Here is a 26,430-nt window from a genome sequence, read left to right on the forward strand (position 1 = left end):
TCAATTGACACATTCCGTCTTGTTTTATAGCGCAGCCAATTGGCACATTGGCGCATTAGTATATTGGCATATTATTAAATTGGCACATTAGCACATTAATCAATTATTTTTATGGAAACAGCTCTTTATCTTATTCCCGTGACTTTGGGAGATACCGCTATCGAATCCGTATTGCCGTCCTATAATAAAGAAGTTATTTTGAATATCCGCCATTTTATTGTTGAGGATGTCCGTTCGGCCCGTCGTTTTTTAAAGAAGGTAGACCGTGAGATCGATATCGATGCCCTGGCTTTTTATACATTAAACAAGCATACTTCTCCTGAAGATATTTCCGGATATTTAAAACCATTGGCGGGAGGAGCTTCTATGGGAGTGATTTCGGAAGCCGGTTGTCCGGCCGTTGCCGATCCCGGAGCAGATGTCGTAGCGATTGCCCAGCGTAAGGGGCTGCGTGTAGTTCCGCTGGTGGGGCCTTCCTCTATTATACTTTCTGTAATGGCTTCCGGATTTAACGGACAGAGTTTTGCCTTTCACGGTTACTTGCCTATTGAGCCGGGAGAACGTGCAAAGAAAATTAAGTTATTGGAACAGCGTGTATATTCCGAGCATCAGACGCAGCTTTTCATTGAGACACCTTATCGTAATAATAAGATGGTAGAGGATATTTTGAACAATTGCCGTCCGCAGACACGGCTCTGTATTGCTGCCAATATCACCTGTGAAGGAGAGTATATCCGAACCCGGACGGTGAAAGAGTGGAAAGGGCATCTTCCCGAGCTTTCTAAAATTCCCTGTATTTTTCTCTTATACCAATAACGTTTTTCAGGTGTTCGTATTCTTCTTCAAAACATTCGCTGAAGAACTTGTGTCCCAAGTTTTGTTCTACCTGTTGAAATTGCCAGAGTTTTCCCCCTTTGAAACGTGGGTCACAAAGGATGGAATCATCTTCTACGTCCAGAACAAAAAGATAGACAAGGCGGTTGGTTACTGAGTTTTCAAAGTGATACATGATGCTGAAAGTAGGTTTCAGTCCATCAGCTTTTGGGAAAGTATTGCGTAATATTCTTCGACATCCTTCCGCAAGTGATTCTCCGTAGCTAAGATAACATTCCATCGGTATATCTGTTTTTCCTTTATCCAGAATGGCTGTTTGCGGACGGTTACATAAGAAAAGCATGCCGTGTGAGGCTACAGCGATACGGATTACCGGGTTGATATAGGTGTTTTTGTAATTAAGGGCTTCCATCGCCATCGTCTTTCCGATGACATCTCCCTGAGTGTTGACAATAGGTACATATTCCGTGTGAGCCATTAATTTATTAAAATAATGGATGCCTATCTGATTGAAGATGATACATAAAATGAAAATAGCGGGAGGCATGAGGTTGAATATGACCCATCCTGTCGTCTTTCCCATCGGATGAGAGAAAAATATGGCCAGACTGATGATGATAAAATGCAAAAATCCCAATATCAGTATGATGTGTGCCGATACGATAGCTGATTCCGCACCTTGAGCAAACATTCGTTTGCTGCAGATATCTTTCTTTTTCAGGAAATAGTTGATGAATCTTTTTTTATGCAGGTAAAGACTTAACATAGGGATGAGTATGCTGACCTCTAATGTAAGCGGAAGTGCTCCGGGGGGGACATAATCTCCCGGGATAAGGGCGGCCAATGTGAGTAACATCAGCATAAATGTCGAAATGTAAAGAATAAAATTAGGAATCCGTACACCTTTACGGTGCATTGAATAGTATGAGTATAGCATTCCGATACCGGTTCCGATATAGATTGCTGTGTCTTGCGTTATAAATTCACATAATATAATGGAGATAATAACGGGGAGGTATCCCAATGACATATTAAATGCGGAAGATAATATTCCTTTATGATTCATTTTAGTGTACATTTTGCCTGTTTCCTATAAAACAAACAAGGGGGTATTTATGTTTAGATCATTTCTTAATATGTTTTTCTGCGTGATAAGATGAGCGTACGAGCGGGGCGCTCTCTACTTGTTCGAAACCTTTCTCGAGTCCGGTCTGTTGGTATTGGGCAAATTGTTCAGGAGTAACGTATTCCTCTACCGGATAGTGTCGGCGAGTAGGTTGCAGGTATTGTCCGATAGTGAGTATGCTGCATCCTGTTGCCAGAAGATCATCCATCAGTTCTTCCACTTCCGATGGGGTTTCTCCCAGTCCGACCATGATGCCGCTTTTGGCGGTAATACCGCTTTCGGCTATTCGACGAATTACTTGGAGACTGGTTTCATAGTCGGCTGCGCTTCGCACCAATGGGCTGATGCGGCGTACGGTCTCCATGTTGTGTGATATGATTTCCGGATTTGCGGCGATAATCTTGTCTACCAATTCCATTCGTCCTTGAAAATCGGGTATCAACACCTCAATGGTAGTATCCGGGTTTATCCTTTTTATTTCAGTGATGGTACGCGCCCAGTGTCCTGCTCCTAAATCCGGAAGGTCGTCCCGGTCTACTGAAGTGACTACTGCATGAGAAAGTTTCATCAAGGCTATGGATTCTGCTACATGAGTCGGTTCGTCAGCATCCAATGGAAGGGGGCGACCGGTTTGCGTATTGCAAAATTTGCAACTACGGGTACAGATATCGCCTCCTATCATAAAAGTTGCGGTTCCTTTTCCCCAGCACTCTCCCATATTAGGACAGCGTCCACTGCTACAAATCGTATGCAGGCAATGGTTCTCTACGATACGTTTAGTCTCCGTGTAGCGTTCATTGGCGCCAATGCTGATCTTCAGCCACTCAGGCTTTCTCATTTGAATTATGATTTATGAATTATGGGCTATGAATGATGATTTATGGATAGCACTTCTGTATAATCCATAAATCATCATTCATAAATCATAACTCTTTAAAGGTTCTTTAAAAAGAAATTGGTTAATCTCGTGTATAGATGCTGACGGGTATTACCACCATAAATTCCATGATTACGGTTGGTATAAACTTGCATATCGAATTGTTTGTCCAGTTGAACAAGATGTTCGGCATATTCGGCACAGTTCTGGAAGTGTACATTATCATCAGCCATTCCATGTACAAGCAAAAGGTTGCCATGGAGTTTGTTTGCCCGTGTAAAGGCGGATGCGGCTTTATATCCTTCGGCATTTTCTTTGGGAGTACGCATAAAGCGTTCCGTGTAGATCGTATCATAAAATCTCCAGTCCGTAGGGGCGGCTACTGCTACACCTGCTTTGAAAACCGGCGTACCTTCACTCATACTCATAATTGTCATGTATCCGCCATAACTCCATCCCCAGATTCCGATACGTCCTTTATCTACATAGGGCAATGTTCCTAAATATTTAGCGGTTTCCACTTGGTCTTTGGCTTCTTTTACTCCGAGGTTCAGGTAAGTGTTTTTTTGGAACTCTGCCCCGCGACCGCCTGTTCCGCGTCCGTCAACACAAGCGACGATGTAACCCAAACTGGCCATATAGGTTTCCCAACTTACATTGAAGTTATCCAAAACCTGTTGTGAGCCCGGTCCACTGTACTGATACATCAACACCGGATATTTCTTAGATGCCGAAAAGTCTGCCGGTTTCATCATCCAGCCGTTCAATTCTACTCCTTCCGTTGTTTTAAATTTGAAGAATTCTTTTTTCGGTAGAGCGATCTGTGCTAATTTTTGTTTCAATGCATCGTTGGTAACCAATGTTTTCAAAGGTTTCCCTTCGTTGTCATTGAGGGTGATGACTGCCGGTGTATCGAGATTGGTATATGTATTGATGTAATATTTCATAGTCGGGCTGAACAATGCACTGTTCATACCGGCTTTTTGGGATAGTTTTGTTTTTTTTCCTTTGCGGTCTATTTTATACACGGCCTGTTGCATTGGGCTCTCTTCATTACTTATAAAGTAGAGACTGCCGTCCGCCTCATCATATCCTAAGAATGATTTTACTTCATAATTGCCTTTGGTAACTTGTTTTATCAGATTGCCTCCCATGCTATACCAGTAAAGGTGGGTATATCCGTCTTTATCACTCAGAAAACTGAAGTTTTCGGGATAAAATTGAATATTGTCGAATACATTCTCATTAATGTAATAAGGCGATTCGTCGCGTAATACCAATTTGCAGACCGTTGAACGCGGATCGGCAAAATACATATCAAAGCGGTTCTGGTGGCGATTCAATGTCATTATGGCCAGTTTGTTGGCATCTTTTGTAAAACGGATACGCGGGATATATCCATCGGCATCCAATGGTAACTTCACTGTACGGGTAACTTTCGATTTGATATCGAACGTGCGCACTTCTACTTTGGAGTTAGAGTATCCGGCTTTCGGATATTTATATGCATATTCTCCCGGATAGTCTTCTAATACATCGATACGTGGTGCTTCACCGGCAAATAGGGGAAATTGATACTGAGGCACTTCCGTTTCATCGAAGCGGATGAAAGCAAGCATAGAATTGTCTGCACTGAATTCTAAGGCTTTATTAAAGCCGAACTCCTCTTCGTATACCCAGTCGGGAATACCGTTGAGCACTGCATTGGGTTTGCCGTCCTCCGTCACTTGGCTCTCGCTGTTGCCATAAAGGGTTTTTACCAGGAAGATATTGTTGTCGCGTACGAAAGCGATCATGGTACCGTCCGGTGAGAAGACGGGGGCTTGTTGAGGTCCCCCGTCAGAAAGCCGTTCAATAATGTTGTTTGTCGTCACCCCTTTCTCATTACGTTTCAAGGGGTATAAATAATGCACGGCTGTATATGAACGCCGGTAAATGGGCGTTGTTTCGGTTGCGATAAGCAGCTTTTCCCCGTCCGGTGAAAACTGGTAACCATCGAAATTCTTGAAATCACATTCCCGGGCTTTGGTTACATCGAAGATGACTTCTACCGGTTCTCCTGTTTTGAAAGAGTATTTGGTGATTTGCGTACCTTCTTCATTCATTTGTGTATAATGCTCTCCGTCGGGCATCGGCACTACGTTACGAATATTTTCCGCACGGTATTTTCCGGAAGTTATATCTTTCAGGTCTAACTTTTTACTACTTTGCGCCATACCACTCAGACAAATGAGACAGAGTAGGAGAGACAGGGTTATCTTTTTCATTCTTTCTTGTTTTTGAACTTCTTATGTCTGCAAAGTTAGTAATAAACTGAAATACCTCAAAAAAAGGAAACTCTTTTATAGAGTTCTTATGATCATCCTTCTTGAATTAACATTGTTAACGGGATATTTAACGCACTTATACCTCTATTTGTAGAAGTATATACTTTGTGTATGCAGGAGTTTATATTTTTATGAAGTAAAAGTATGTATTTAACGCAATGTAAAGTGTATAATTTTATATAGGGAACTATATATTTGGTTTGCTTGTTGATTATTAGGTAGTTATACCGTGATCTGCTCTTCGGATCCGATCTCTTTTTTATTAAGGAAAAAATTGGTACTTGCTGATTAAATAATTATTGTCTCTCTTTTTAACGGGGCTCAGTCCGGTATTCATCGATTTTGTATCGTATTTGGTCGGAAAAACCTTTCTTTTGGAGGTTGAACAGCGTATCTTTGTCCTGTAATCAAATCGAACGTATCATCGAATTTATAAATTAAGAGAATTATGGAAAAGAAATCTGCTACGCCTTCGGGTTTCACGGGAAGGCAATTAATGGCTACTATTCTTATAGCATGTGGTGTTTTATTGTTGGGACGTAATTTGGGAATTTTCCCCAATAGGATATTTCATATTATTGTATCCTGGCCGATGCTTTTGGTCGTTTTGGGAGCTTATTCTTTCCTGCGCAGACAGGCATTTACGGGCGTGGTTTTGTTCGCTATCGGACTTTGTTTCATTTTGCCGCGACTCGGATGGTTGCCGTGGGGGCCGGCGAATGTGAGCGCTGTGCTTTGGCCTGTGTTGTTGGTATGTGTGGGAATCGCCTTTTTTTATCGTCCGCAGTGCAGAAAAAGAGAAAGGAAGATACAGAGTGAAACAGATTTTACTACCCGGCAACATCATTCCGGTGATGGCTTTGTGCGTTCGGACAATGTGTTTGGCGGTGTGAAGCAAGTTGTGCTCGATGAGGTCTTTAAAGGCGCGGAAATCCGTAACAGTTTTGGGGGAACCGTGCTTGATTTACGGCGCACGAACATCGAACAGGGTGAGACGTATATTGATGTAGAGTGTAATTTCGGAGGTGTGGAGATATATGTTCCGTTGGATTGGCGGGTAGATTTGCAGGCCAATGCTTTCTTGGGCGGTTGTGAGGATAAACGTGTGCCGGGGGTGAATATCGATCAGAGTCGTAGACTGGTAGTTATTGGGAATGTTTCTTTTGGAGGAGTAGAAATTAAAGGTTAATTAAATAAAATGCAAGCACATCCGATTATGGATTCTTCCCGGCGGTGGATATCTGTTTTATTATTGGTAGCGGCCGCGATAGGGATATATACCGGTTTGTTGATGACTTATGCAGGTGCCGGTTTATGGCCGGCATTGACAGATGGTACGGTTTCTGTCGTACTGTTTTGCGGTTTGGCATATTTGTCATGGTTTGCTATCGGCATTGTATCGTCGGTACAGACGGAGATTGTCGTATCGGTATTGGCCATACTGTTTTGGCTGGCCGGCGGGTTTGCTATGCAGGAGTGGATTGAGCTTATAGGAACAACTGCCTATGCTCCCTTTGCGGTAACCGCTCCTTTCAGGGGTTTATCCGGCATTTTGTGCTGGATAGTGATAATGATGTGGTATAGATTGTTGGCTTTGCAGGCAGGACAATCCCTTTCTAAAGAGGGGGTGATGCCGGAAGAAGAGGAGCCGGTCAAAGAAAATAATGTCGAAGAGACAGAACAACCGGTGGAAGAGTTTCTGAACCGTATTACGGTAAAAGATGGAACACGCATTCATTTAATAAATACGGAAGATTTGCTTTATGTGCAGGCGTGTGGAGATTATGTTACTTTGGTTACTCCTGAAGGGCAGTACGTAAAAGAGCTTACTATGAAATATCTGGAAACTCATTTGTCGGCGGCCGGGTTTGTGCGCATACACCGTTCGACTATTGTAAATGTAACGCAGATCTCTCGGGTAGAGCTTTTCGGCAAGGAGAGTTACAGGCTGTTGCTGAAGAATGGTGATAAGTTGAGAGTGAGTCTTTCCGGTTATAAATTGTTGAAGACAAGATTGGCACTATAAACAGTAAAGTTTCGTTTTTTTCTTTTTCGTCTCCCCGGATTTTCTTATGTTTGTTCCTCATAAAGAAGGAACAGCATGGCTCAACAATTTTTATATAATGAATTTCCGCTATTTCTGAAGCGTTATTTCCCTTATAAGGTACAGAAGATATCTCTGAATGCAGGTTTTACCTGTCCTAATCGTGACGGTACTAAAGGGCAGGGGGGATGTACTTATTGCAATAACCAGACTTTTAATCCGGAATATTGCCGGACAGAGAAAACGATTAAGGTACAGTTGGAAGAGGGAAAGCGTTTCTTTGCCCATAAATATCCTGAGATGAAATACCTCGCTTATTTCCAGGCTTATACTAATACTTATGCCGGGCTGGAGAGCCTGAAACGAAAATATGAAGAAGCGTTGAGCGTTGACGACGTTGTCGGACTTGTGATCGGTACCCGGCCGGATTGTATGCCGGATGAACTTCTCCAGTATCTTGAAAACCTTAACCGGCAGACATTTCTTTTAGTGGAATATGGAATCGAGACAACTTGTGATGAAACACTGAAACGTATCAACCGGGGGCATACCTATGCGGATACGGTGGAAACAGTGCAACGCACGGCTGCCAGAGGCATTCTGACTGGCGGACATGTTATTCTCGGGCTTCCGGGAGAGTCTCACGACGACATGGTATCGCAAGCCGGAGTACTTTCCGAATTGCCGCTTACCACCTTGAAAATGCATCAGCTTCAATTGATTCGTGGCACCCGTATGGCTTATGAATATGAGCAGAATCCCGCTGGTTTTCATCTTTTTAATGATGTGAATGAATATATCGAGCTCGTAATAGATTATATCGAACACTTACGACCGGATATTGTGCCGGAGCGCTTTGTATCCCAATCTCCCCGTGAATTACTGATAGCTCCCGACTGGGGATTAAAAAATTATGAATTTACCGCCCGTGTTCAAAAAAGAATGAAAGAAAGGGGGGCATATCAAGGGAGGATGTATAAATTTTCAGAAAAAAAAGGTATATTTGCCGGACAATAAATTGATGTTTGGCAATGAATGATTAGCGGTTAGTGATAAGTGACCGACGCCGAAAGATATTTGACCGGCTTGCTAATTACCTGTCGCTAACCGCTAATCACTAATTTAATAATAATAAGATGGAACAGAAGACAAGAATAAAAGGAAATGTCCACTATGTGGGAGTGAATGATCGTAACAAACATCTTTTTGAGGGGATGTGGCCGTTACCATATGGGGTTTCGTATAACTCTTATCTGATTGATGATGAAATGGTGGCTTTGGTTGATACGGTAGACATCTGTTATTTTGAAGTATTTCTTCATAAAATAAAGAAAGTAATAGGTGATCGTCCTATAAACTACTTAATAATAAATCATATGGAGCCGGATCATTCCGGATCTATCCGTTTGATAAAACAGCATTATCCCGATATTGTCATTGTCGGTAATAAACAGACTTTTGGAATGATCGAGGGTTTCTATGGCGTGACAGGTGAGCAGTATCTGGTGAAAGACGGTGATTTCCTTGCTTTGGGGAAACATAAACTTCGTTTTTATCTTACTCCGATGGTGCATTGGCCCGAAACCATGATGACATTTGATGAAACGGACGGAATTCTTTTCTCCGGAGACGGTTTCGGTTGTTTTGGTACGGTAGACGGTGGTTTTCTTGATACTCGTATCAACACTGATCGTTATTGGGATGAAATGGTGCGTTATTACTCCAATATTGTAGGAAAATATGGAAGCCCTGTACAGAAGGCATTGCAGAAATTAGGCGGGCTGCCTATCTCTGTTATCTGTTCTACTCACGGTCCGGTATGGACAGAAAATATCCCGAAGGTAGTGGGTATTTACGATAAGTTAAGCCGCTATGCAGCCGATGAGGGAGTGGTAATCGCTTATGGAAGTATGTATGGCAATACCGAACAGATGGCAGAAGCCATTGCTGCCGAACTGTCGGCACAGGGTATCCGGAATATTGTCATGCATAATGTCAGCAAGAGCAATCCTTCTTATATTTTGGCCGATATATTCAAGTATAAGGGGCTTATTATCGGTTCGCCGACTTATAGCAATCAGATTTATCCGGAAATCGAGTCTTTGCTTTCTAAAATACTTGTCCGCGAGTTGAAAGGACGCTATTTGGGGCTTTTCGGCTCTTTCACTTGGGCAGGTGCCGCAGTGAAGCGTATGGCGGAATTCGCCGAGAAGAGTAAGTTTGAGGTAGTAGGCGACCCGGTAGAGATGAAACAGGCGATGAAAGACATTACCTATGAGCAGTGTGAAAATCTGGCTCGTGCGATGGCCGAACGTTTAAAAAAAGACAGGGGAGGCAATTGATAATTAATAATCAAGAAATTAATAATTGAATCAACCTATTTATTAATCTAATAAAATTAAGAACAATGAGATTAATCATTCAGCCGGACTATCAGTCCGTATCTCAGTGGGCGGCACACTATGTTGCTGCTAAAATCAAAGCTGCTAATCCTACAGCAGAAAAACCGTTCGTTTTGGGATGTCCTACCGGTTCTTCTCCTTTGGGTATGTACAAAGGCTTAATCGACCTGAACAAAAAAGGCATCGTTTCTTTCGAGAACGTCGTTACTTTCAATATGGACGAATATGTAGGTTTGCCGAAAGAACATCCCGAAAGTTATTATTCTTTTATGTGGAATAATTTCTTCAGCCATATCGATATCAAACCGGAAAATACCAATATCTTGAATGGTAATGCCGCTGATCTGGATGCTGAATGTGCACGCTATGAAGAAAAAATCAAGTCTTATGGCGGTATCGATCTTTTCATGGGAGGAATCGGTCCGGACGGACATATTGCTTTCAATGAACCGGGGTCTTCCTTGTCTTCACGTACCCGTCAGAAAACGCTGACTACGGATACAATTATCGCTAACTCGCGCTTCTTTGATAATGATATTAACAAAGTGCCGAAGACGGCTTTGACAGTGGGTGTGGGAACAGTGCTTTCTGCCAAAGAAGTGATGATTATTGTAAATGGTCATAACAAAGCCCGTGCCTTGTATCATGCAGTGGAAGGTGCCATCACTCAGATGTGGACAATCAGTGCATTGCAGATGCATGAAAAGGGTATTATTGTTTGTGACGATGCGGCTACGGTAGAACTGAAGGTAGGAACGTATCGTTACTTCAAGGATATTGAAGCTGACCATCTGGATCCGGAATCATTGATTTAAGAAAATGAATAATGAAAGGCAGGGCCTAATAATGGATAATTAATAATTAAAGAATGAAAGGCTGCGCGGTGAGTACATTCACATAGCGCAGCCTTTCATTCTTTAATTCCTTAATTTCTTAAATCTTTCATTCCCTAATTCTCCTCAAGCATCCCCTTTCCCTGACGGACAATCTCCGGAGTATCTTCCGTACAGCTTACTATTGTTGACGGTTCTATTCCTCCTATTCCTCCATCGATTACGAGATCTACCGTCTCCCCGAATTTTTCGTCGATCAGTTCCGGATCGGTCATGTATTCCAAATCTTCATCTGCCTCGTGAGGGAGCGTCGTTGTCATGATAGGCGCATCGAGCAGCCGCGCTATTTCACGGATGATATGATTGTCCGGCATACGGATACCTACCTCTTTTCTATTCCGGAAAATCTTAGGCAGTTTGTTGGTTCCGTTCAGAATAAAAGTGAAAGGTCCGGGGAGGTTCCTTTTCATCAGCTTAAAAGTGTTGTTGTCTACTTTCGCATATTCACTGATACTGCTCAAATCATAACAAATGATAGAGAGATTATTTTTTCGCGGATCAATGTTCTTGATACGGCAAATGCGTTCGATTGCACGTTCTTTCAGTCCGTGACAACCAATGGCATACATCGTATCGGTAGGATAAATAATAAGTCCTCCGTCATTTAAAATATCCACTACCTGTTGCAAGTCTTGTGGATTATTGTTCTTTTCGTAAAGTTTCAGCAGCATGATGTTGATAATCACTAATCACTTATTGTTATTTCAGTTTCTTCTTTAAGAAATCCAGTGCCTTTTCAGCGGCCTTTTCTTTGACTGCCTCTTTCAGCTCTTCTTTATTGCCTGTGGCCGCAGAGTCCAGTCCCAGTTTCTTTCCTAATTCGCTGACAGCTTTGTCTGCTACGGCTTCTACTGCCTGATTTGCCATACTTTTGGTATCGATGGATACTTTAGGTGAAGTAAACGAGCCACCGATTTTCAGGTCAAGAGTGGTCAGCTTGGCAAGGTCGCCTGCAGAAGCCGGAAGTTTGATTTTACCGGAATAGTCTATTGTCTGATCCAACCCCGTACTGCCGGATAGATTCATGACATAATCTCCGAGTTTGATATCAAACGGTTGTGTAGCCACTCTTCCGTTTTCAATGGTGAAGTCCAATGTCATGTCTTTCACTTTCATATCCTTCAGATCGGGTTTCTTCACTGCTTCGGCAATCTGGTCTATCACTTTAACGCCGCTCAAGCTGAGATCTTTTGTGGAAAGGCTGCCATTACCCTGCATGGTTTCCAATACGGGACTCATGGAGGTATCCAGCACCGTTTGTACTTTCATGCTGCCGGAGAAGTTTCCTTTCAGATTTTCGAAGATCGGTGCAAGTTGTTGTACCATATCCAATTCTTTGTATACTTGTGCAAAACTCAGGGCATTTAGTTTGAAACCTGCATTCATTTCCGGTTTTTCCACGTCGGTGGTAGAGTAGTATCCGTTCATGACCACGTTTCCTCCCATCGTGTTCATGGACAGATTTTTCATATCTACTTTACTGTCTTTCACGATTAGTTTTCCATTCATATCTGTGAAAGCCATCTTATCGAACAATACCTCTTTCAAGTTGGCATCCATTTGGAAATCGATGTTACGAGGTACTTCGATGATACTTGCTGTTGCTTCCGGTGTTGTTTCCGCCTGTGCGGCGCTGTCGGCTGTCGTTGTCATGAAATCATTTAGGTTGAGATGATTGGACCGGATATTGAGTGTGCCTTTTAGCGTGGTACCTTTCAGTACATAACCTAAGTAGTTCTCGAAACGGCTGTCGGCAGTGAGATCGTTTTTACCGATATTGACGGTTGTTTCGCTCAGTTGCAGGTATTTCGGTGTAAAGGTGAAGAGCGACTTGTGGATATCTACGTCCGGCATGTCTTTCATTTTTAACTTCATACCGGTAAGCCCGATCGTGCCTGAAGCCTGTACACGGTCGTACTGCTCTTTTTCGATGTATGACAATCGTCCGGCAATCTGCATGTCGGCATTGATGGTACCGTTCAGTTCCATATCATCCAATGGATATACTTGTTTTATCATACCCAAATTGAGCACTCCTTTTGCTTCTGCACGGAAATCCGGATCGCTGACAGGTGTTTTTACATCAGCAGTCAGACTGAAAGGATTACCGGCAAGCCGGAAACTAAACGGCTGGATGTTGACGGTAGTCAGATCGATGGCGCCACCCGGATTCTTAACTTCGGCATGGATGTTTATTTGGTCTACCCCTGCCGGAAGGGAGGGATAGCGGAACATGGCATTTTTCACAGCCATGGCTATGTCAAACTGCGGAACGATGCTGTCGCCCACCATGCTGCCTTTCACACTGGCAGTAAGGGTAGCGGTACCGTCTGTTTTCAGTCCATCGAAATCTTTTGCATAGATTGCAGGGATCAGCGAGAGAATTTCTTTGAATCCTACTTCGTTTGTGTTCAGTTTGAGATCCATGTCGATGGCGGGATCTTTTAATTCTACCCAACCGTCGATACCGGCTTGGATGGCATTCAGCCGGAACTCATTGTCTTTCAGGGTAAATTTGTTATTTGCCAGATCGGCGTCCACGTCCATTTTGGTGTAGATGTTGGCATTAGAGAGGAAAGGAATTCCGCTCATCTTATAAGTAAGCGCTTCCGTTTCGGCTTCCAGTTTCAAGGTTGTACGGTCACTGCCTAAATCGCCCGAACAGAGCGCGTTGAGGTTACGGATATCAGCGTACATATTACCCTGTCGGTCATCGTAAATCAGATTCATGTTTTTGATCACGAACCGTTGGAGTTGTATTTTAAAAGGTGAATCATCCGTAGTTTCTTCTTCTTCTGTATCGGTAGAAGTGCTGTCCGGTTTCATCACATCCCAGTTGGGACGTCCGTCTGCAAGAACGATGGCATGCAGGCGTGTATTTTCGATTTGTATTTTGGAGATATCATATCCACTGTCTCCGAAAAGTGACAGAAGATCGATCGCAGCAACCACTTCGCCTGCTTGAACAAGTGTATCGTTTTCAAATTCGCCTACTCCCCGCAACCAGAAATCGCTGAGTGTAATAGATGCTTTGGGGAAGTTGCGGAACAGGCTAATGTCGAGACTACGGAAATCAAACTGTGCATTGAGCATTTTGTTTCCTTCGGTTTTTACAATGCTTTCTATTTTTCCACGGAAAGCAAAAGGAAGAATAAGCATCAGCAGTAGGAGTACTCCCAATGCAATAGCTGTAATTTTCAGACCCTTTTTCATTTTGTAGGTTTTATGATTAATATGTTATTGAGATAGCAAAACTAATGAAAAGTTTTCTATTTATTAGTCTGTGGCTTATGAATTTAAGTTCTAAATTCATATTATTTACCGAAAGGAATCCGGTATGGAGTCCCGGAGGTATTTATATATTACTTTTTATCATCCTTATTCCCATCGCTTGCCGTACCTCCCCGCTCCGAAAGTGCTTTCTTGAGTTCTTCGGCGATACGCCATTGGATAGCGGCTTCTACCTCCTTACCGGCTTTCAGCAGGGCGTCACCGAAAAGTTCATGTGCTTTGGCATGCTCCGGCTTCAGTGAAGTTGCTTTGTCGAGATCGGCGATTGCTCCTTCTGTTTCTTCTGTTTTCAGACGGAGTTTCCCCCGGTTGTAAAAAGCTTTGAAATTAGCCGGGCTGATGCGTATGGCGGTATTGAAGCAATTTTCGGCATCGAACCATTCTTTGTTGTTGAACAAAGTGATTCCTTTCCGGATCCAAGCATCCGTATAATCCGGATAAAGTTCCAGCGCTTTATCGTAGTTTGCCAGTGCGGCGCGCGCATCGTGTGCCTGCGTGATACATTCGTTTCCCATCAACAGGTATTCGCGGGCGTATTTTTTCAGATACTCCTGTTGGCTTCGCATTTGTTCTTTCAATTGCCGGTTTTGCTCGCGCAGTGTGTTGATTACTTCCAGTTTCCGGCGGATAAATCTCCGGGGCACGGGTTTCTCTATGTCATACCGCGAATGGATGGCACGGAAAAATTGTTCCAGACACTCTTCCATATCTCCACGGTCGAATGCACGGACAGCCGCTACATATTGTACATCGGCTTGCGCTTGTTTCAAAGCTTTGTCTATTGCCTGCCGGTTGTTGAAACGTTGGGCGAAGTTTACGATTTCCTGCCGTACAAAAATATCGGCGCGGTTGATCGGTTTCTTCAATTGGATACCTTCCAGTGAGGTGCAACGGCTGAGTGCCACATAGGCTTGTCCGCCGGCAAAGACACCGCCCGTGAAGTCGATGACCACCCGGCTGAAAGTCAGTCCCTGACTTTTGTGCACTGTGATGGCCCATGCCAACCGGATAGGGTATTGGGTGAAAGTGCCCAACACTTCTTCTTCAATCTCTTTTTTCTCTTCGTTGTACCGGTATCGGATGTTTCGCCAGGAATCGGGTTTTACATCACATTCTTTTCCGTCATCGGTTATTACATAGATGGTGCCGTCCTCGTCGTCGATGCCGGATATGGTACCGATCGTTCCGTTTACCCAACGGCGGTCGTAATCGTTTTTGATGAAAATGATCTGTGCACCCGGTTTTAATATCAAATCTTTGGAGGTAGGCAAACTGCTTTCCGGAAAATCTCCTTCGATTTCTCCCTCAAAGGTGACCGGTTCACCGGGAAGTTCCGCCAGTTTTTTATCATTAATGTAGTCTACATTGTCTCTCCGGGTGGCAAGGGTGATGTACATATCTTCCTCGTTCTGTTCTATCTGCGTGCCATAGCGTGTGTTCAGCAGTTGCAGATCGGCTGCACCGGCAGTGTTATTGCGGATATGGTCGAGCACGCTGACAAATACCGGATCGGTCTGCCGGTATACTTTCTGTAATTCGATGGATACGAGGTCTATCTCGCTGAATACGCGGGCGGAGAAGAAATAGGGGGTGGGATAGAAACGGTTCAGAATTTCCCGTTCGTCATTTTTTACGACCGGTTCCAGTTGGAATACATCGCCGACGAGCAGGATTTGTTTCCCGCCGAACGGCTCGCGCAGATTACGGGAGTAAACGCGCAGGATGCGGTCTACGGCATCTATGATATCCGCACGTACCATCGAGATCTCATCGATGATGACCAGTTCGATCTGTTCGAGCAGCTTGCGGTGTGGTTTGGCATACTTGAAAAACTCATGGATGCGTCCGCGTTGAAGGCTCAAGTTCGGATCGTCCGGCAGGATGGGATAAAAAGGAAGTTTGAAGAAGCTGTGCATCGTGCTTCCTCCGGCATTGATTGCGGCAATGCCGGTAGGAGCAAGAACGACATATTTCTTTTTCGTATTGGCACAGATATGCCGTAGGAATGTGGATTTACCCGTACCGGCTTTTCCTGTCAGAAAGACGGACTGCCGGGTATATTGGATGAGGTTCAGCGCATCCTGAAACTCTTTGTTGTCAGTATCTACGGTCATATGGAAGTACCTTTCCGGTGGCTAAATTATTCCGAAGTGTTTCAATGCTTTGGCAATTCCGTCGTCATCAATGGAAGCAGTCACATAGTCTGCCGCCTGTTTCACTTCCTCCTTGGCATTGCCCATGGCTACACCGATAGCGGCATGGCGCAACATACTGATATCGTTACCGCCGTCACCGAACGACATCGTCTCTTCCAGCTTGAAGCCGAAACGGGCTATTATTTCATCGATACCTTTCTGCTTCGTATTTCCTTTTGCCGTGATATCTGCAAAAGCCGGGAACCAACGGCCGGACTCGCAATTGGGAATTTGAGGTTGTATTTCTGTTTCCTCTTCTACGGTGACAAACGGAGTCATCTGGAAAATCTCTTCCTGCACGGCTTCTTCAAAAGTCTTTACGGGAATTTCGTCTACATGCAGGAAATCATAAAAGATATCGTGAACCAATTTATTGGGCTGGCATACGGATATCGTATGTTCTCCTACAAATATGCAGGGGTATCCTTTCTGTTCACAAACCTGTGCCAGTGCCCGTACCTCTCCGGCAGGAATGGCGCTTTTGTAAATCACTTCATCACCTACGAAACAGTAGGCACCGTTCATCGTGATGTAACCGTCTATCAATCCCCGGTCCTGTATATCCGCCAGATTGTTGATAATCGCTTTGGGGCGTCCTGTGGCAATAAAGATTTTAATGCCTTTTTCGTGGGCAATGGTCAGTGCCTCGATGGTAGATGCAGGAATGGCATGAGTTTCGAAACTCACCAATGTTCCGTCAATATCAAAAAACAGGGCTTTCGTCATATTATGTTTTTTAGAGTGCACAAAAATACAAAAAAGAAATCAAGGCGAGCTTGATTTATGTCATATCCTCTACCACAATTGTGGTATTTTTGTTCTTCTTAAAGTAAATTTCTCTCTCCTGCTTTCATTTTGCAACAGATGAGTTGTACATTTGCAAGCAGATAACCGCAAAAATGAAATGTAAGATGAAATACAATTTCGATGAAATAATAGATCGTCATGGAACGGATTCCGTAAAATGGGATGCCGTCAGCGAGCGTTGGGGACGAAATGATTTGCTTCCCATGTGGGTGGCGGATATGGACTTCCGTACTCCTCCGTTTGTGATGGATGCACTGAAAAAACGTTTGGAGCACGAGATACTGGGATATACTTTTGCCTGCGAAGAATGGTATACTTCCATTATAAATTGGTTGCAGCAGCGCTATCATTGGGAAGTGACCCGCGAGATGCTTACTTTTATGCCCGGTATTGTTCGCGGATTGGCGTTTGCCATACAGTGTTTTACGGAAAAAGGGGATAAGGTAATGGTAATGCCGCCGGTGTATCATCCTTTCTTTTTGGTGACGGAGAAGAATCAGCGTGAGGTGGTTTACAGCCCGTTGGTGCTTCGGGACGGTCAATACCAGATTGATTTCGAGCGTTTCCGTAAAGATGTGCAAGGGTGTAAAATGCTTATTTTAAGTAATCCTCACAATCCGGGCGGGCGTGTATGGACGCTCGAAGAGTTGGAACAGATAGCGGAAATTTGTTATGAAAGCGGTACACTGGTCATTTCTGATGAGATTCATGCCGACTTGACATTACCGCCATACAAGCATTCTACTTTTGCGTTGGTATCGGACAAGGCGCGCCGGAACTCCCTTGTGTTTATGTCTCCCAGCAAAGCGTTCAATATGCCGGGACTGGCAAGTTCGTATTGTATCATTGAAGATAGCAGAATACGACATCGTTTTCAGGAGTATATGGAGGCCGGTGAATTAAGCGAGGGACACTTGTTTGCTTATCTCAGCGTGGCTGCTGCATATAGCAACGGAACCGAATGGCTCGATCAGGCGATTGCCTATATTCAGGCCAACATCGATTTTACCGATGAATATCTGCGGGCGTATATTCCGGCCATCCGCATGATTCGTCCGCAGGCTTCTTATCTCATATTTCTCGATTGCCGGGACTTGGGACTGGCTCAGAAAGAATTGGTCGGTCTTTTTGTGGACGGTGCACATCTGGCGCTTAATGACGGCACCACTTTCGGGAAAGAAGGCGAAGGATTTATGCGGCTGAATGTAGCTTGCCCGCGCAGTGTACTCGAAAAGGCATTGGGGCAACTGCGGGAAGCCTGTAACAGATAGTCCACTTTATACAACATACAACAAAATTGAAAATCTGATGGATAAGAACAGTTTTGAAGCACAACTTCTGCATACTCCTTTTGATAAAGAAGATGCTTATCATTCTCTTTCCATGCCGGTATACAATACGGCTGCTTATGAATTCGACACGGCGGAAGCCATGGAAGAGGCTTTTTGCGGACGCACGGCCGATCATGCCTATTCGCGGATAACCAATCCTACTGTTCAGTATTTCGAGAAACGCATCCGGACCATTACAGGTGCGCTGAGTGTGACGGCTCTGAATTCCGGTATGGCGGCTGTCAGTAATGTTTTCATTACGTTGGCCCGATCCGGTGCGAACATTGTCACCTCTCCCCATCTGTTTGGCAATACTTATTCTTTTTTCAAAAGTACTTTAGCGGCATTTGGAGTCGAAGTGCGTTTTTGCGACCTTACAAATCCGGACGAAGTCCGTGAGCGGGCAGATGAAAATACTTGTGCGGTTTTTCTTGAAGTTATCACGAATCCTCAACTCGAGGTTGCCGATTTGAAAGCGCTTGCCGGCATTGCCCATCAGGTGGGAGCCCCTTTGGTAGCAGATACGACTGTTATTCCTTTTCATACATTCCATGCCCGTGAATTCGGGATAGATATTGAGGTTGTTTCCAGTACCAAATATATTTCCGGTGGCGCGACCAGTTTGGGTGGGCTTATTCTTGATTACGGTACGCTGGATTGGAGCCGTTCGAAGAAACTGGGCCCGGTGGGGGCGCAATTCGGTAATGCTGCTTTTACAGCCAAACTTCGTAAAGAGATTCATCGCAATTTAGGAGCTTATATGACTCCGCAGGTGGCTTATATGCAAAGTCTTGGCTTGGAAACAATGGAAGTTCGTTATGCACGGCAGGCGTCCACATGTCTGGAATTGGCAGAACGCTTGCAGAATTTTCCTCAGATAGAGGCGGTTAATTATACCGGACTTGCATCCAATCCGTTTTATCGGTTGAGTACGGAGCAGTTTGGCCCTTATCCCGGAGCGATGCTGACATTTGATCTCGCTTCGCGTGAGGCCTGTTTCCGTTTTATGAATCGTCTGCAACTTATCCGCAGGGCAACTAACCTGTTTGATAATAAAACGCTTGCCATTCATCCTGCCAGCACTATTTATGGCACCTTCACCGAAGAACAAAGGCAAAGTATGGATATCAGCCAGAAAACAATCCGCCTTTCCGTCGGTCTTGAAAATATAGAAGACTTATTGGCTGATATGGGCCGGGCATTCACGGCGGACTGATGTGCAGATCGGTATGTATCCTTCTTATTAAATGTTTCAACTGTATGAAACTCATCGTTCCAACCGTATGAAACCATTTGTTCCAACTGTATGAAACTGTCCGTTTCATCCGTATGAAACCAATGGTTTCCCGGTGTGGAACCGATCGTTTCTCGGTGTGAAACTGAATTCATCCTACCGGGCTGACTGGTTTCATATACCGGTACTGCTATCCGATATCATGACAGTACTACCGGATGGAGCATCTGAAAATCCTTGTTGATTAATAAAATACGATAGGTTGCATTGACAGGATGCGGCGGGAAAGCCTAATGTAATTTATTTCAATAACTTTCTGAAAAAGAATATTCTTTCTTGAAATCCTTCTTCTCTTTGTCTTGTAAAGTAAATTAGCTTTGTCGAATTTTGTTCTTGTCTTAAAAAGGGAAGGATACCCGGACCGAGGCAGGATGGAATGCGACCGTTTTTCTCTAAAAGTTTGTATATTAGCAGCTTGAAGACTATGCAAAGGAGGCGTTTTTATGCTTGTTTTGAACGTCTCTAACCCTAAGGTTTAAAAGTTATATGAGCAAGAGCGCAGAGAGTTTGAGTACATTTCTACTTCATTTTTTAGAGAGATTGAACGACTATGAATCGATCGAGAAAAAGGTGATGGGATCATTAACGGATATTTGTGATTATTGTGGATTCAAGAGAGGATTTGTTTATCAGACAGACGGATTCCGTTATTTTTATTTGAAAGAGACGGTTGGGAATGAGGATAATACTCTGAGATCCCGTTTTGAAATGGGCGAGATGACCAAGCAACATTTGGCACGTGCAAAAGATAAGAAGGAACCTTTCTGTGTCGATGGTCATGAGGGTAGCTCGTTGGCTGATATCGATATCATGGATTTTTATAAGGTAAAATCCCTATTGATCCGGCACTTTGAAGATACCGAAGGGAAAATAATCGGCTTTATCGGATTTGCCGACAGGGAAGAGGGCGCTTCTTCTTTTACCAAAGAGGAGTCGCAGGCCATTTATCTTGCGTTGGGTGCGCTTTCTAAAGAAATATCGATCAGAGAGTATAAAGAAAGAGAAGTACGTGCGAGTAAGACATTGGGCAGTATCATGAATAATATGGGAGTCGATATATACGTCAACTCGTTTGATTCTCATGATATGCTGTATGCCAATGAATCTATGGCGGCTCCCTACGGCGGTATAGAGCATTTCGAGGGGAAGAAGTGCTGGCAGGCGCTTTATACCGATAAAACGGGAGAGTGCGAGTTTTGTCCGAAGAGACATTTGATCGATGAGAACGGTTTGCCTACCAAAGTCTATTCCTGGGATTATCAGCGCCCGTTTGATAAGTGCTGGTTTCGCGTATTCAGTGCTGCCTTTGCTTGGATAGACGGACAAATGGCACATGTCATTACCAGTGTCGACATCGACCATCAAAAGAAAATAGAGGAAGAATTAAGAATTGCGAAAGAGAAAGCAGAAAATCTGGATCGCTTGAAGTCGGCTTTTCTGGCCAATATGAGTCATGAAATTCGTACTCCGTTAAATTCGATTGTAGGCTTTGCCAGCCTTCTGGCCGAGTCGGAGGACAAAGAAGAACGCGAGGAGTATCTTGCCATCATGCAAGAAAATTCGGAGTTGCTTTTGCAATTGATATCCGATATTCTGGATTTATCGAAGATAGAGGCAGGTACGCTTGACTTTAATATGGGTTATTTGAACGTCAAGGATTTATGTGAGGATATTGTTCGTTACTATGATATTAAAGAGGATAAGGAAGTTCCTGTTGTACTTGCTCCCGGTTTGCCCGATTATCGCATCTATAGTGATAAAAAACGCTTGATGCAGGTTATTATAAACTTTATCAACAATGCCTTGAAATTTACGCATGAGGGGCAGGTTCTTCTTGACTATCATTTTGAGGAAAACGATAATCAAATCGAATTTTCGGTTACAGATACGGGCATAGGAATTGCTCCGGAAAAAGCCGGTAAAGTTTTCGACCGTTTCGTAAAGCTCAATACATTTTCAAAAGGTACCGGGTTAGGGCTTTCTATCTGCCGGAGTATTGTTGATCATTTGAAGGGGAGTATCGGTGTTGAATCAGAATTGGGGGTTGGCAGCCGTTTTTGGTTTACACATCCTTATGAAGTCGAATAAAAAAACATTTTATTTTTATCTTTTTTAATTTGTGGGCATTCCATCGCTTTTTTAAATCTTTTTCGGGAACGGCTTTTGACAAAATTAACTGTGATAGTCGTTAGGGCATACTCCCTATTTTGTTACAAAGGTCTGAGTCGGGGATGGCAAGAGGTCGGTTACCGGGTGTCTGTCTTTTCCTTCTTGAAATGTTTATCCGGAAAAACTGATCATACGACTTTTCTTCACATTATATGGTAATGGATCCATGTACCAATATGCCAATATGCTAATATATCGATGTACCAACGTACCAATGATATACGGTATGTAACGCAGCCAGTTGGTATATGGGTACATTAGTAGATTGCTACATCGTTTTTCTGTAATAAACGTTAATAGCATGCTCTTTTTCCTGTTTTCTATTGCTCGTTTGAATATAAGAATAATATATTTGTGATATCAAAATGATATCATTGAAAACTTTGTGATGATCCAGAGTGATGCGGCACTTTGGCAGGTAGCCGGACAATATGCTTATGATGATAGCGAAACTAATACGGAAGAACTTACTCTTCGTTCCGGCGGTGAAGAGATTAACGAATCATTAATTAAAATATTGGAAGGAATCATGTTACAACGGATTGTAATATTGTTAATTGTTCTTTTAGGAATTCTGCAACCTGCGGATGCCCAAAATCATAAAGCAAATTTAAAAAGTGCCGAACGTTTATATAAGTTTATTGTTGCAGGGCAAGGGGATAGCGTACATGTGCGTATGAGTGATACCATTCGTAAGAAGGTGGCCCCGGTGGTGTTTAGTGACAGTTTCCGGCAGTTGGAGAAACAGATGGGGAAATTTAAATCCCGGGGAAAGTGGAAAACGGAAATGGCGGAAGGGATCACGATGTATCATTGCGATGTACGTTTTGAAAAGAACTCTATGCGATTCACCGTCGTATTCGACGAGGACGGCAGGGCAAGCACGCTTACCTTTACCCCGGCTACTTCTGTTGTTGATGCTAAGCCTATGAAGTTCAATAAAAAGAGGTTGGAGGAAAAAAGTGTGGAGATTTCTACCGATACTTTCCGGCTACCCGGCACATTGACTCTTCCTAAAGGAGGTTCCCGTCTTCCCGTACTGATCCTTGTACATGGTTCCGGCCCGAATGATCGCGATGAAACATTGGGCCCTAATAAACTTTTTCGCGATATAGCTTGGGGATTGGCTGAACAAGGCATAGCTGTTTTGCGTTACGATAAGCGTACCAAGGTGTATGGTACGGCAGCATATCCTCAAGGAGTGGAAGCGACTTTCGATAATGAAGTGGTAGATGATGTGATTTCGGCCGTTCGTTTAGTGAAATCATTGCCGGAGATTGACTCTGCAAGAGTCTATGTGTTGGGGCATAGTTTAGGCGGGATGTTAGTCCCGCGTATCGCACAACGGGCCGGTGAGGGATGTTTGGGCGGTATTATCAGTTTGGCCGGACCGGTGCGGAAGATGGAACAGCTATTGACCGAGCAAATGACATATATCTCTTCTCTTTCGGGTACGCAGCCGGATGTGAAAGCGGCGGTAGAGCAGGTGATGAATTCGCTTCCGGAGTCATACCGGAAAATGGAAACAGAATACCAACCGGTCGAGGTAGCCCGGATGTTGAAACTTCCTTTCCTTGTGTTACAGGGTGAACGTGACTATCAGGTGACGATGCAGGATTTCGGAATGTGGCGCTTTGGATTGTATCGTAATCCGAATGTGCTTTTTAAGTCGTATCCTAAATTGAACCATGCCTTACAGGAGGGGAGTGGGAAATCTACCCCTTTTGAATATACACATCTCAGTCCTGTACCGGAATATGTCATAAAGGATATTGCTGATTTTATAAACGGAGTATTTAAACAGTAAATAAATAGTGAATTCCCATTGGTCTCGTTTTTCAGAATGAAATGGTTGGTAATTGGGAATGAATGAGAGGAATTAATATTGTGGCTAAAAAAGAATCTTCAACCAAGAGTTTTGTCCTGCGGGTAGATGCTGAAACAATGGATGCCATCGAAAAGTGGGCAGCCGATGAGTTTCGCAGCACAAATGGTCAGCTTCAATGGATTATTGCCGAAGCCTTGAAAAAGAGTGGGCGGATGAGAGGAATGAAAGAAGTAAATAATGAAATAATGAAAGAATGAAAGGCTACGCTATGTAAATGTAATCACGATCATTGCGCAGCCTTTCATTCATTTTTTCCTTCATTCCTTCATTCCTTCGGCCTTTTCTTCTTTCCTTCCTTCTTTCCTTCTCTCCATAGCGCTTTAGATATTGTTAACTATAAAAGTTAGTTTATGAACTAAAAAATCTCGTTATTTGCCTTAAATATTGATACAGATATGAAAGGATTAACTGCTAAAGAAGAAGAAATCATGGGCTTTTTCTGGAAGAAAGGCCCTCTGTTTGTGAAAGAAATGCTGGCTTTTTATGATGAACCGAAACCGCATTTCAATACATTATCTACTATTGTCCGGGGATTGGAGGATAAAGGATTCCTTGCCCATAAAACTTATGGAAATACCTATCAATATTATGCAACGGTCAGTGCAGAAGATTTTCATAAAGGAACACTGAAAAATGTTATCCGTAAGTATTTCAATAATTCTTATCTCAGTGCCGTCTCTTCATTAGTCAGTGAGGAAGACATTTCGCTTGATGATCTTAAGCAGCTTATACGTGAAGTGGAAAATGCACATAATAAAAAATAGAATGTGCCATAAAAGAAAAAACTTATGGGAACCTTTTTTGTCTACATACTGAAATCATCTGTTTGCCTCGCACTATTCTATCTTTTTTATAGGTTGTTGCTGAGCAAAGAAACTTTTCATCGCTTTAATCGGGTCGCTTTATTGGGAATACTTTTTTTGTCGTTGCTTATCCCATTGCTTGAGGTGACTACTGCGCAACCCACAGAGATGGCGCATACCATGCTGACTTTGGAACAGCTTCTTGCAATGGTTGATTTCTACTCTCAGGATACTGTGGCTGTCGCTCCGGTTGAGGTAAAAGAGATTACTTTATCCGGCATTCAGATCACCCTGGTCATTTACCTTGCCGGTATCGTGTTTTTCGCTTGCCGTAATATTTATTCGCTTATCCGTTTGTTTTTGTTACTCCGTTCGGGCAGAAAGGAGATATTTCATTCCGGTATTAGGCTCATTATACATAATAAAGAAATCGCTCCTTTCAGTTGGATGAAATATATCGTTATCTCTGAGGCCGATCTTGAGGAGAATGGACGTGAAATACTCATTCATGAAACTGCCCATATCAGCAATCATCATTCTGTCGATCTGTTGGTTGCAGATCTATGTATCTTTTTTCAATGGTTCAATCCCGCATCGTGGTTACTGAAACAAGAACTGCAAAACATTCATGAATACGAAGCGGATGAGACAGTGATCAAAGAAGGTGTTGATGCAAAGCAATATCAATTATTATTAATAAAAAAAGCTGTCGGCACAAGGCTCTACTCTATGGCCAACAGCTTTAATCACAGTACACTTAAAAAACGTATCACTATGATGTTAAAAGAAAAATCAAATCCTTGGGCACGTTTGAAGTATTTGTATGTACTTCCGTTAGCAGCTATTGCAGTAACTGCTTTTGCCCGTCCCGAAATCTCTCAAAAAGCAAAAGAGATTTCTGCTGTCAAAGTTAATGATTTAGCGGCAATTGTAGAAACAAAAACGGTGGAAAATGTTGCTTCCGGGGTAAATGCAGTGGTGAATCTTACTGATGTTCCGGAGATTCCCGTAGTGAAGGACACGGCAGATGTGAAGAAAAAGGAGACTGCTGGAAAATCGTCTGAAGACGGTGTCTTTTGGGTTGCAGAGAAAATGCCTGAATTTCCGAGTGGCAATGGAGCTGTGGCGGAATATGTACGGGAGAATATGAAATATCCTGCGATAGCGAAAGAGAAGGGTACACAAGGTCGTGTTATCGTACAGTTTGTTGTCAACAAGAAAGGTAAGATTGTTTCTCCAAAGGTAGCCCGGAGCGTTGATCCTGATTTGGATAAAGAAGCTATCCGGCTCATAAAGAGCATGCCGGATTGGATACCTGGAACGCAGGGAGGTAAAGCAGTAGATGTGAAATATACACTTCCGGTATCTTTCCGGCTTGATGGCGACAGTTCGGCAAATGCCAATACCGCTTCTTCGGAAGAGAAAACGGGCGGACCACTTTTCATAATCGACGGTAAAGAAGCGGCTCCAAATACAATCAATGCGATCGATCCGAACTGGATAAAATCAATCAGTGTCTTGAAAGATGCATCGGCAACGGCAATCTATGGTTCTCGTGCAAAAGAGGGGGCTATTATCATAACTTTGATGACCAAGGAAGAATATCAGGCCAAACAAAATGAAAAGACGTTAGGTGATAAGATAGATGCTCTTCAAAATAAGCTTAATTCCAATGATGTAAAAAAAGTCTCTTACTTTTTGGATGATAAAGAAGTATCTGATACCGAACTCCAGACATTGAGACAAAATAAGGCAAGTGAATATGATGTAGTGACTGTAGAGACAGACGGTAAACCAGCGGTGAAAATAAAAACAAAACCTGTATCCAATATTACGATACGTGGTCTTAAAGGTACAGTTAAAAGCGTCAATGGTACACCTGTATTCCCGGATACATCCGATAATGAAAATAGGGTGGCAGGAAAAGTTTGTGATACGGATGGTAATCCGGTTATCGGAGCTTGTGTGTTAGTTGAAGGAACAACTATAGGAACAGTTACCGATCTTAATGGAACTTTTAAGTTGGAAACCCTGAAAGGTTCTGTTCTTTCTGTCAGCTATATCGATATGCAAACGGCAAAAGTTAAGGTAGAAGATGCCGGTCCGCTGATTATTACTTTGAAAGCAGATTGAAAAAACTCTAAGAAAC

Annotated in this window: 20 protein-coding genes and 1 pseudogene; 14 read left to right on the forward strand and 7 right to left on the reverse strand. The window is 43.2% G+C overall.

The window, feature by feature from the left end; genetic code table 11:
• The first annotated feature begins 111 nt into the window (after positions 1-111).
• Positions 112-816, forward strand: coding sequence for an SAM-dependent methyltransferase (locus RB604_RS08770; RefSeq protein WP_005925418.1), 705 nt, complete (start codon positions 112-114; stop codon positions 814-816).
• On the opposite strand, the gene RB604_RS08775 is transcribed toward RB604_RS08770, so the two are convergent.
• The 3 genes from RB604_RS08775 to RB604_RS08785 form a co-directional block, all read right to left on the reverse strand.
• Positions 782-1,900 carry a hypothetical protein gene (locus tag RB604_RS08775; RefSeq protein WP_005925415.1) on the reverse strand — a complete coding sequence of 373 codons (1,119 nt, stop codon included), beginning with the start codon at positions 1,898-1,900 and terminating at the stop codon, positions 782-784. The genes RB604_RS08770 and RB604_RS08775 overlap by 35 nt on opposite strands.
• Before the next feature lie 58 nt (positions 1,901-1,958).
• A complete protein-coding gene (gene lipA, locus RB604_RS08780) occupies positions 1,959-2,798 on the reverse strand; it encodes a lipoyl synthase (RefSeq protein WP_007478607.1) in 840 nt (279 codons plus the stop codon).
• A gap of 95 nt (positions 2,799-2,893) precedes the next feature.
• Positions 2,894-5,104 (reverse strand): S9 family peptidase, encoded by a 2,211-nt coding sequence (locus RB604_RS08785; RefSeq protein ID WP_007478606.1) that lies wholly within the window; start codon positions 5,102-5,104, stop codon positions 2,894-2,896.
• 508 nt (positions 5,105-5,612) lie between these two features.
• On the opposite strand from RB604_RS08785, the gene RB604_RS08790 reads away from it, so the two are divergent.
• From RB604_RS08790 to nagB, 5 genes are all read left to right on the forward strand, one after another.
• The gene (locus tag RB604_RS08790) at positions 5,613-6,353 is read left to right on the forward strand and encodes a LiaF transmembrane domain-containing protein (protein WP_007478605.1); all 741 of its coding nucleotides are present in this window, start codon (positions 5,613-5,615) and stop codon (positions 6,351-6,353) included.
• 9 nt (positions 6,354-6,362) lie between these two features.
• Positions 6,363-7,190, forward strand: a complete 828-nt coding sequence (locus tag RB604_RS08795; protein WP_007478604.1) for a LytTR family DNA-binding domain-containing protein — start codon at positions 6,363-6,365, stop codon at positions 7,188-7,190.
• A gap of 75 nt (positions 7,191-7,265) precedes the next feature.
• The gene (gene mnmL, locus RB604_RS08800; protein WP_007478602.1) at positions 7,266-8,225 is read left to right on the forward strand and encodes a tRNA modification radical SAM protein MnmL/YtqA; all 960 of its coding nucleotides are present in this window, start codon (positions 7,266-7,268) and stop codon (positions 8,223-8,225) included.
• Positions 8,226-8,344: 119 nt separating this feature from the next.
• Positions 8,345-9,550 carry an FprA family A-type flavoprotein gene (locus tag RB604_RS08805; protein WP_005925397.1) on the forward strand — a complete coding sequence of 402 codons (1,206 nt, stop codon included), beginning with the start codon at positions 8,345-8,347 and terminating at the stop codon, positions 9,548-9,550.
• Positions 9,551-9,615: 65 nt separating this feature from the next.
• Complete coding sequence (nagB, locus tag RB604_RS08810; protein ID WP_005925393.1) at positions 9,616-10,425, forward strand: glucosamine-6-phosphate deaminase; 810 nt, start codon at positions 9,616-9,618, stop codon at positions 10,423-10,425.
• 134 nt (positions 10,426-10,559) lie between these two features.
• On the opposite strand, the gene RB604_RS08815 is transcribed toward nagB, so the two are convergent.
• The 4 genes from RB604_RS08815 to RB604_RS08830 form a co-directional block, all read right to left on the reverse strand.
• Positions 10,560-11,174 carry an L-threonylcarbamoyladenylate synthase gene (locus RB604_RS08815; protein WP_044093541.1) on the reverse strand — a complete coding sequence of 205 codons (615 nt, stop codon included), beginning with the start codon at positions 11,172-11,174 and terminating at the stop codon, positions 10,560-10,562.
• A 28-nt stretch (positions 11,175-11,202) separates the two neighbouring features.
• Positions 11,203-13,716: an AsmA family protein gene (locus tag RB604_RS08820; protein WP_055293596.1), complete on the reverse strand. Its 2,514-nt coding sequence runs from the start codon at positions 13,714-13,716 to the stop codon at positions 11,203-11,205.
• Positions 13,717-13,865: 149 nt separating this feature from the next.
• Entirely contained in the window at positions 13,866-15,908 is a 2,043-nt protein-coding gene (locus RB604_RS08825) for an AAA family ATPase (RefSeq protein ID WP_007478599.1), read from the reverse strand.
• A gap of 21 nt (positions 15,909-15,929) precedes the next feature.
• Positions 15,930-16,715: a Cof-type HAD-IIB family hydrolase gene (locus RB604_RS08830; RefSeq protein WP_005925382.1), complete on the reverse strand. Its 786-nt coding sequence runs from the start codon at positions 16,713-16,715 to the stop codon at positions 15,930-15,932.
• A 185-nt stretch (positions 16,716-16,900) separates the two neighbouring features.
• Between RB604_RS08830 and RB604_RS08835 the strand changes: the two genes are divergently transcribed.
• The 8 genes and pseudogenes from RB604_RS08835 to RB604_RS08865 all read left to right on the forward strand — a co-directional run bounded on the left by RB604_RS08835 (position 16,901) and on the right by RB604_RS08865 (position 26,414).
• The gene (locus RB604_RS08835; protein WP_055293669.1) at positions 16,901-18,067 is read left to right on the forward strand and encodes a MalY/PatB family protein; all 1,167 of its coding nucleotides are present in this window, start codon (positions 16,901-16,903) and stop codon (positions 18,065-18,067) included.
• A gap of 37 nt (positions 18,068-18,104) precedes the next feature.
• Complete coding sequence (locus tag RB604_RS08840; protein ID WP_055293597.1) at positions 18,105-19,343, forward strand: PLP-dependent transferase; 1,239 nt, start codon at positions 18,105-18,107, stop codon at positions 19,341-19,343.
• A gap of 564 nt (positions 19,344-19,907) precedes the next feature.
• A complete protein-coding gene (locus RB604_RS08845; RefSeq protein ID WP_007478596.1) occupies positions 19,908-21,509 on the forward strand; it encodes a sensor histidine kinase in 1,602 nt (533 codons plus the stop codon).
• A 457-nt stretch (positions 21,510-21,966) separates the two neighbouring features.
• Positions 21,967-22,098, forward strand: a pseudogene (locus RB604_RS21435) (SPFH domain-containing protein); the annotation flags it as partial.
• A 21-nt stretch (positions 22,099-22,119) separates the two neighbouring features.
• Entirely contained in the window at positions 22,120-23,397 is a 1,278-nt protein-coding gene (locus RB604_RS08850) for an alpha/beta hydrolase (RefSeq protein ID WP_373133290.1), read from the forward strand.
• Between the two features lie 80 nt (positions 23,398-23,477).
• Positions 23,478-23,675 carry a type II toxin-antitoxin system antitoxin gene (locus RB604_RS08855; protein WP_025819216.1) on the forward strand — a complete coding sequence of 66 codons (198 nt, stop codon included), beginning with the start codon at positions 23,478-23,480 and terminating at the stop codon, positions 23,673-23,675.
• A gap of 198 nt (positions 23,676-23,873) precedes the next feature.
• The gene (locus RB604_RS08860; protein ID WP_005925365.1) at positions 23,874-24,242 is read left to right on the forward strand and encodes a BlaI/MecI/CopY family transcriptional regulator; all 369 of its coding nucleotides are present in this window, start codon (positions 23,874-23,876) and stop codon (positions 24,240-24,242) included.
• A gap of 24 nt (positions 24,243-24,266) precedes the next feature.
• Positions 24,267-26,414, forward strand: a complete 2,148-nt coding sequence (locus RB604_RS08865; RefSeq protein ID WP_055293599.1) for a M56 family metallopeptidase — start codon at positions 24,267-24,269, stop codon at positions 26,412-26,414.
• The last annotated feature ends 16 nt before the right edge of the window (positions 26,415-26,430 follow it).

This window comes from Bacteroides salyersiae (assembly GCF_031172035.1).
Classification (GTDB): domain Bacteria; phylum Bacteroidota; class Bacteroidia; order Bacteroidales; family Bacteroidaceae; genus Bacteroides; species Bacteroides salyersiae.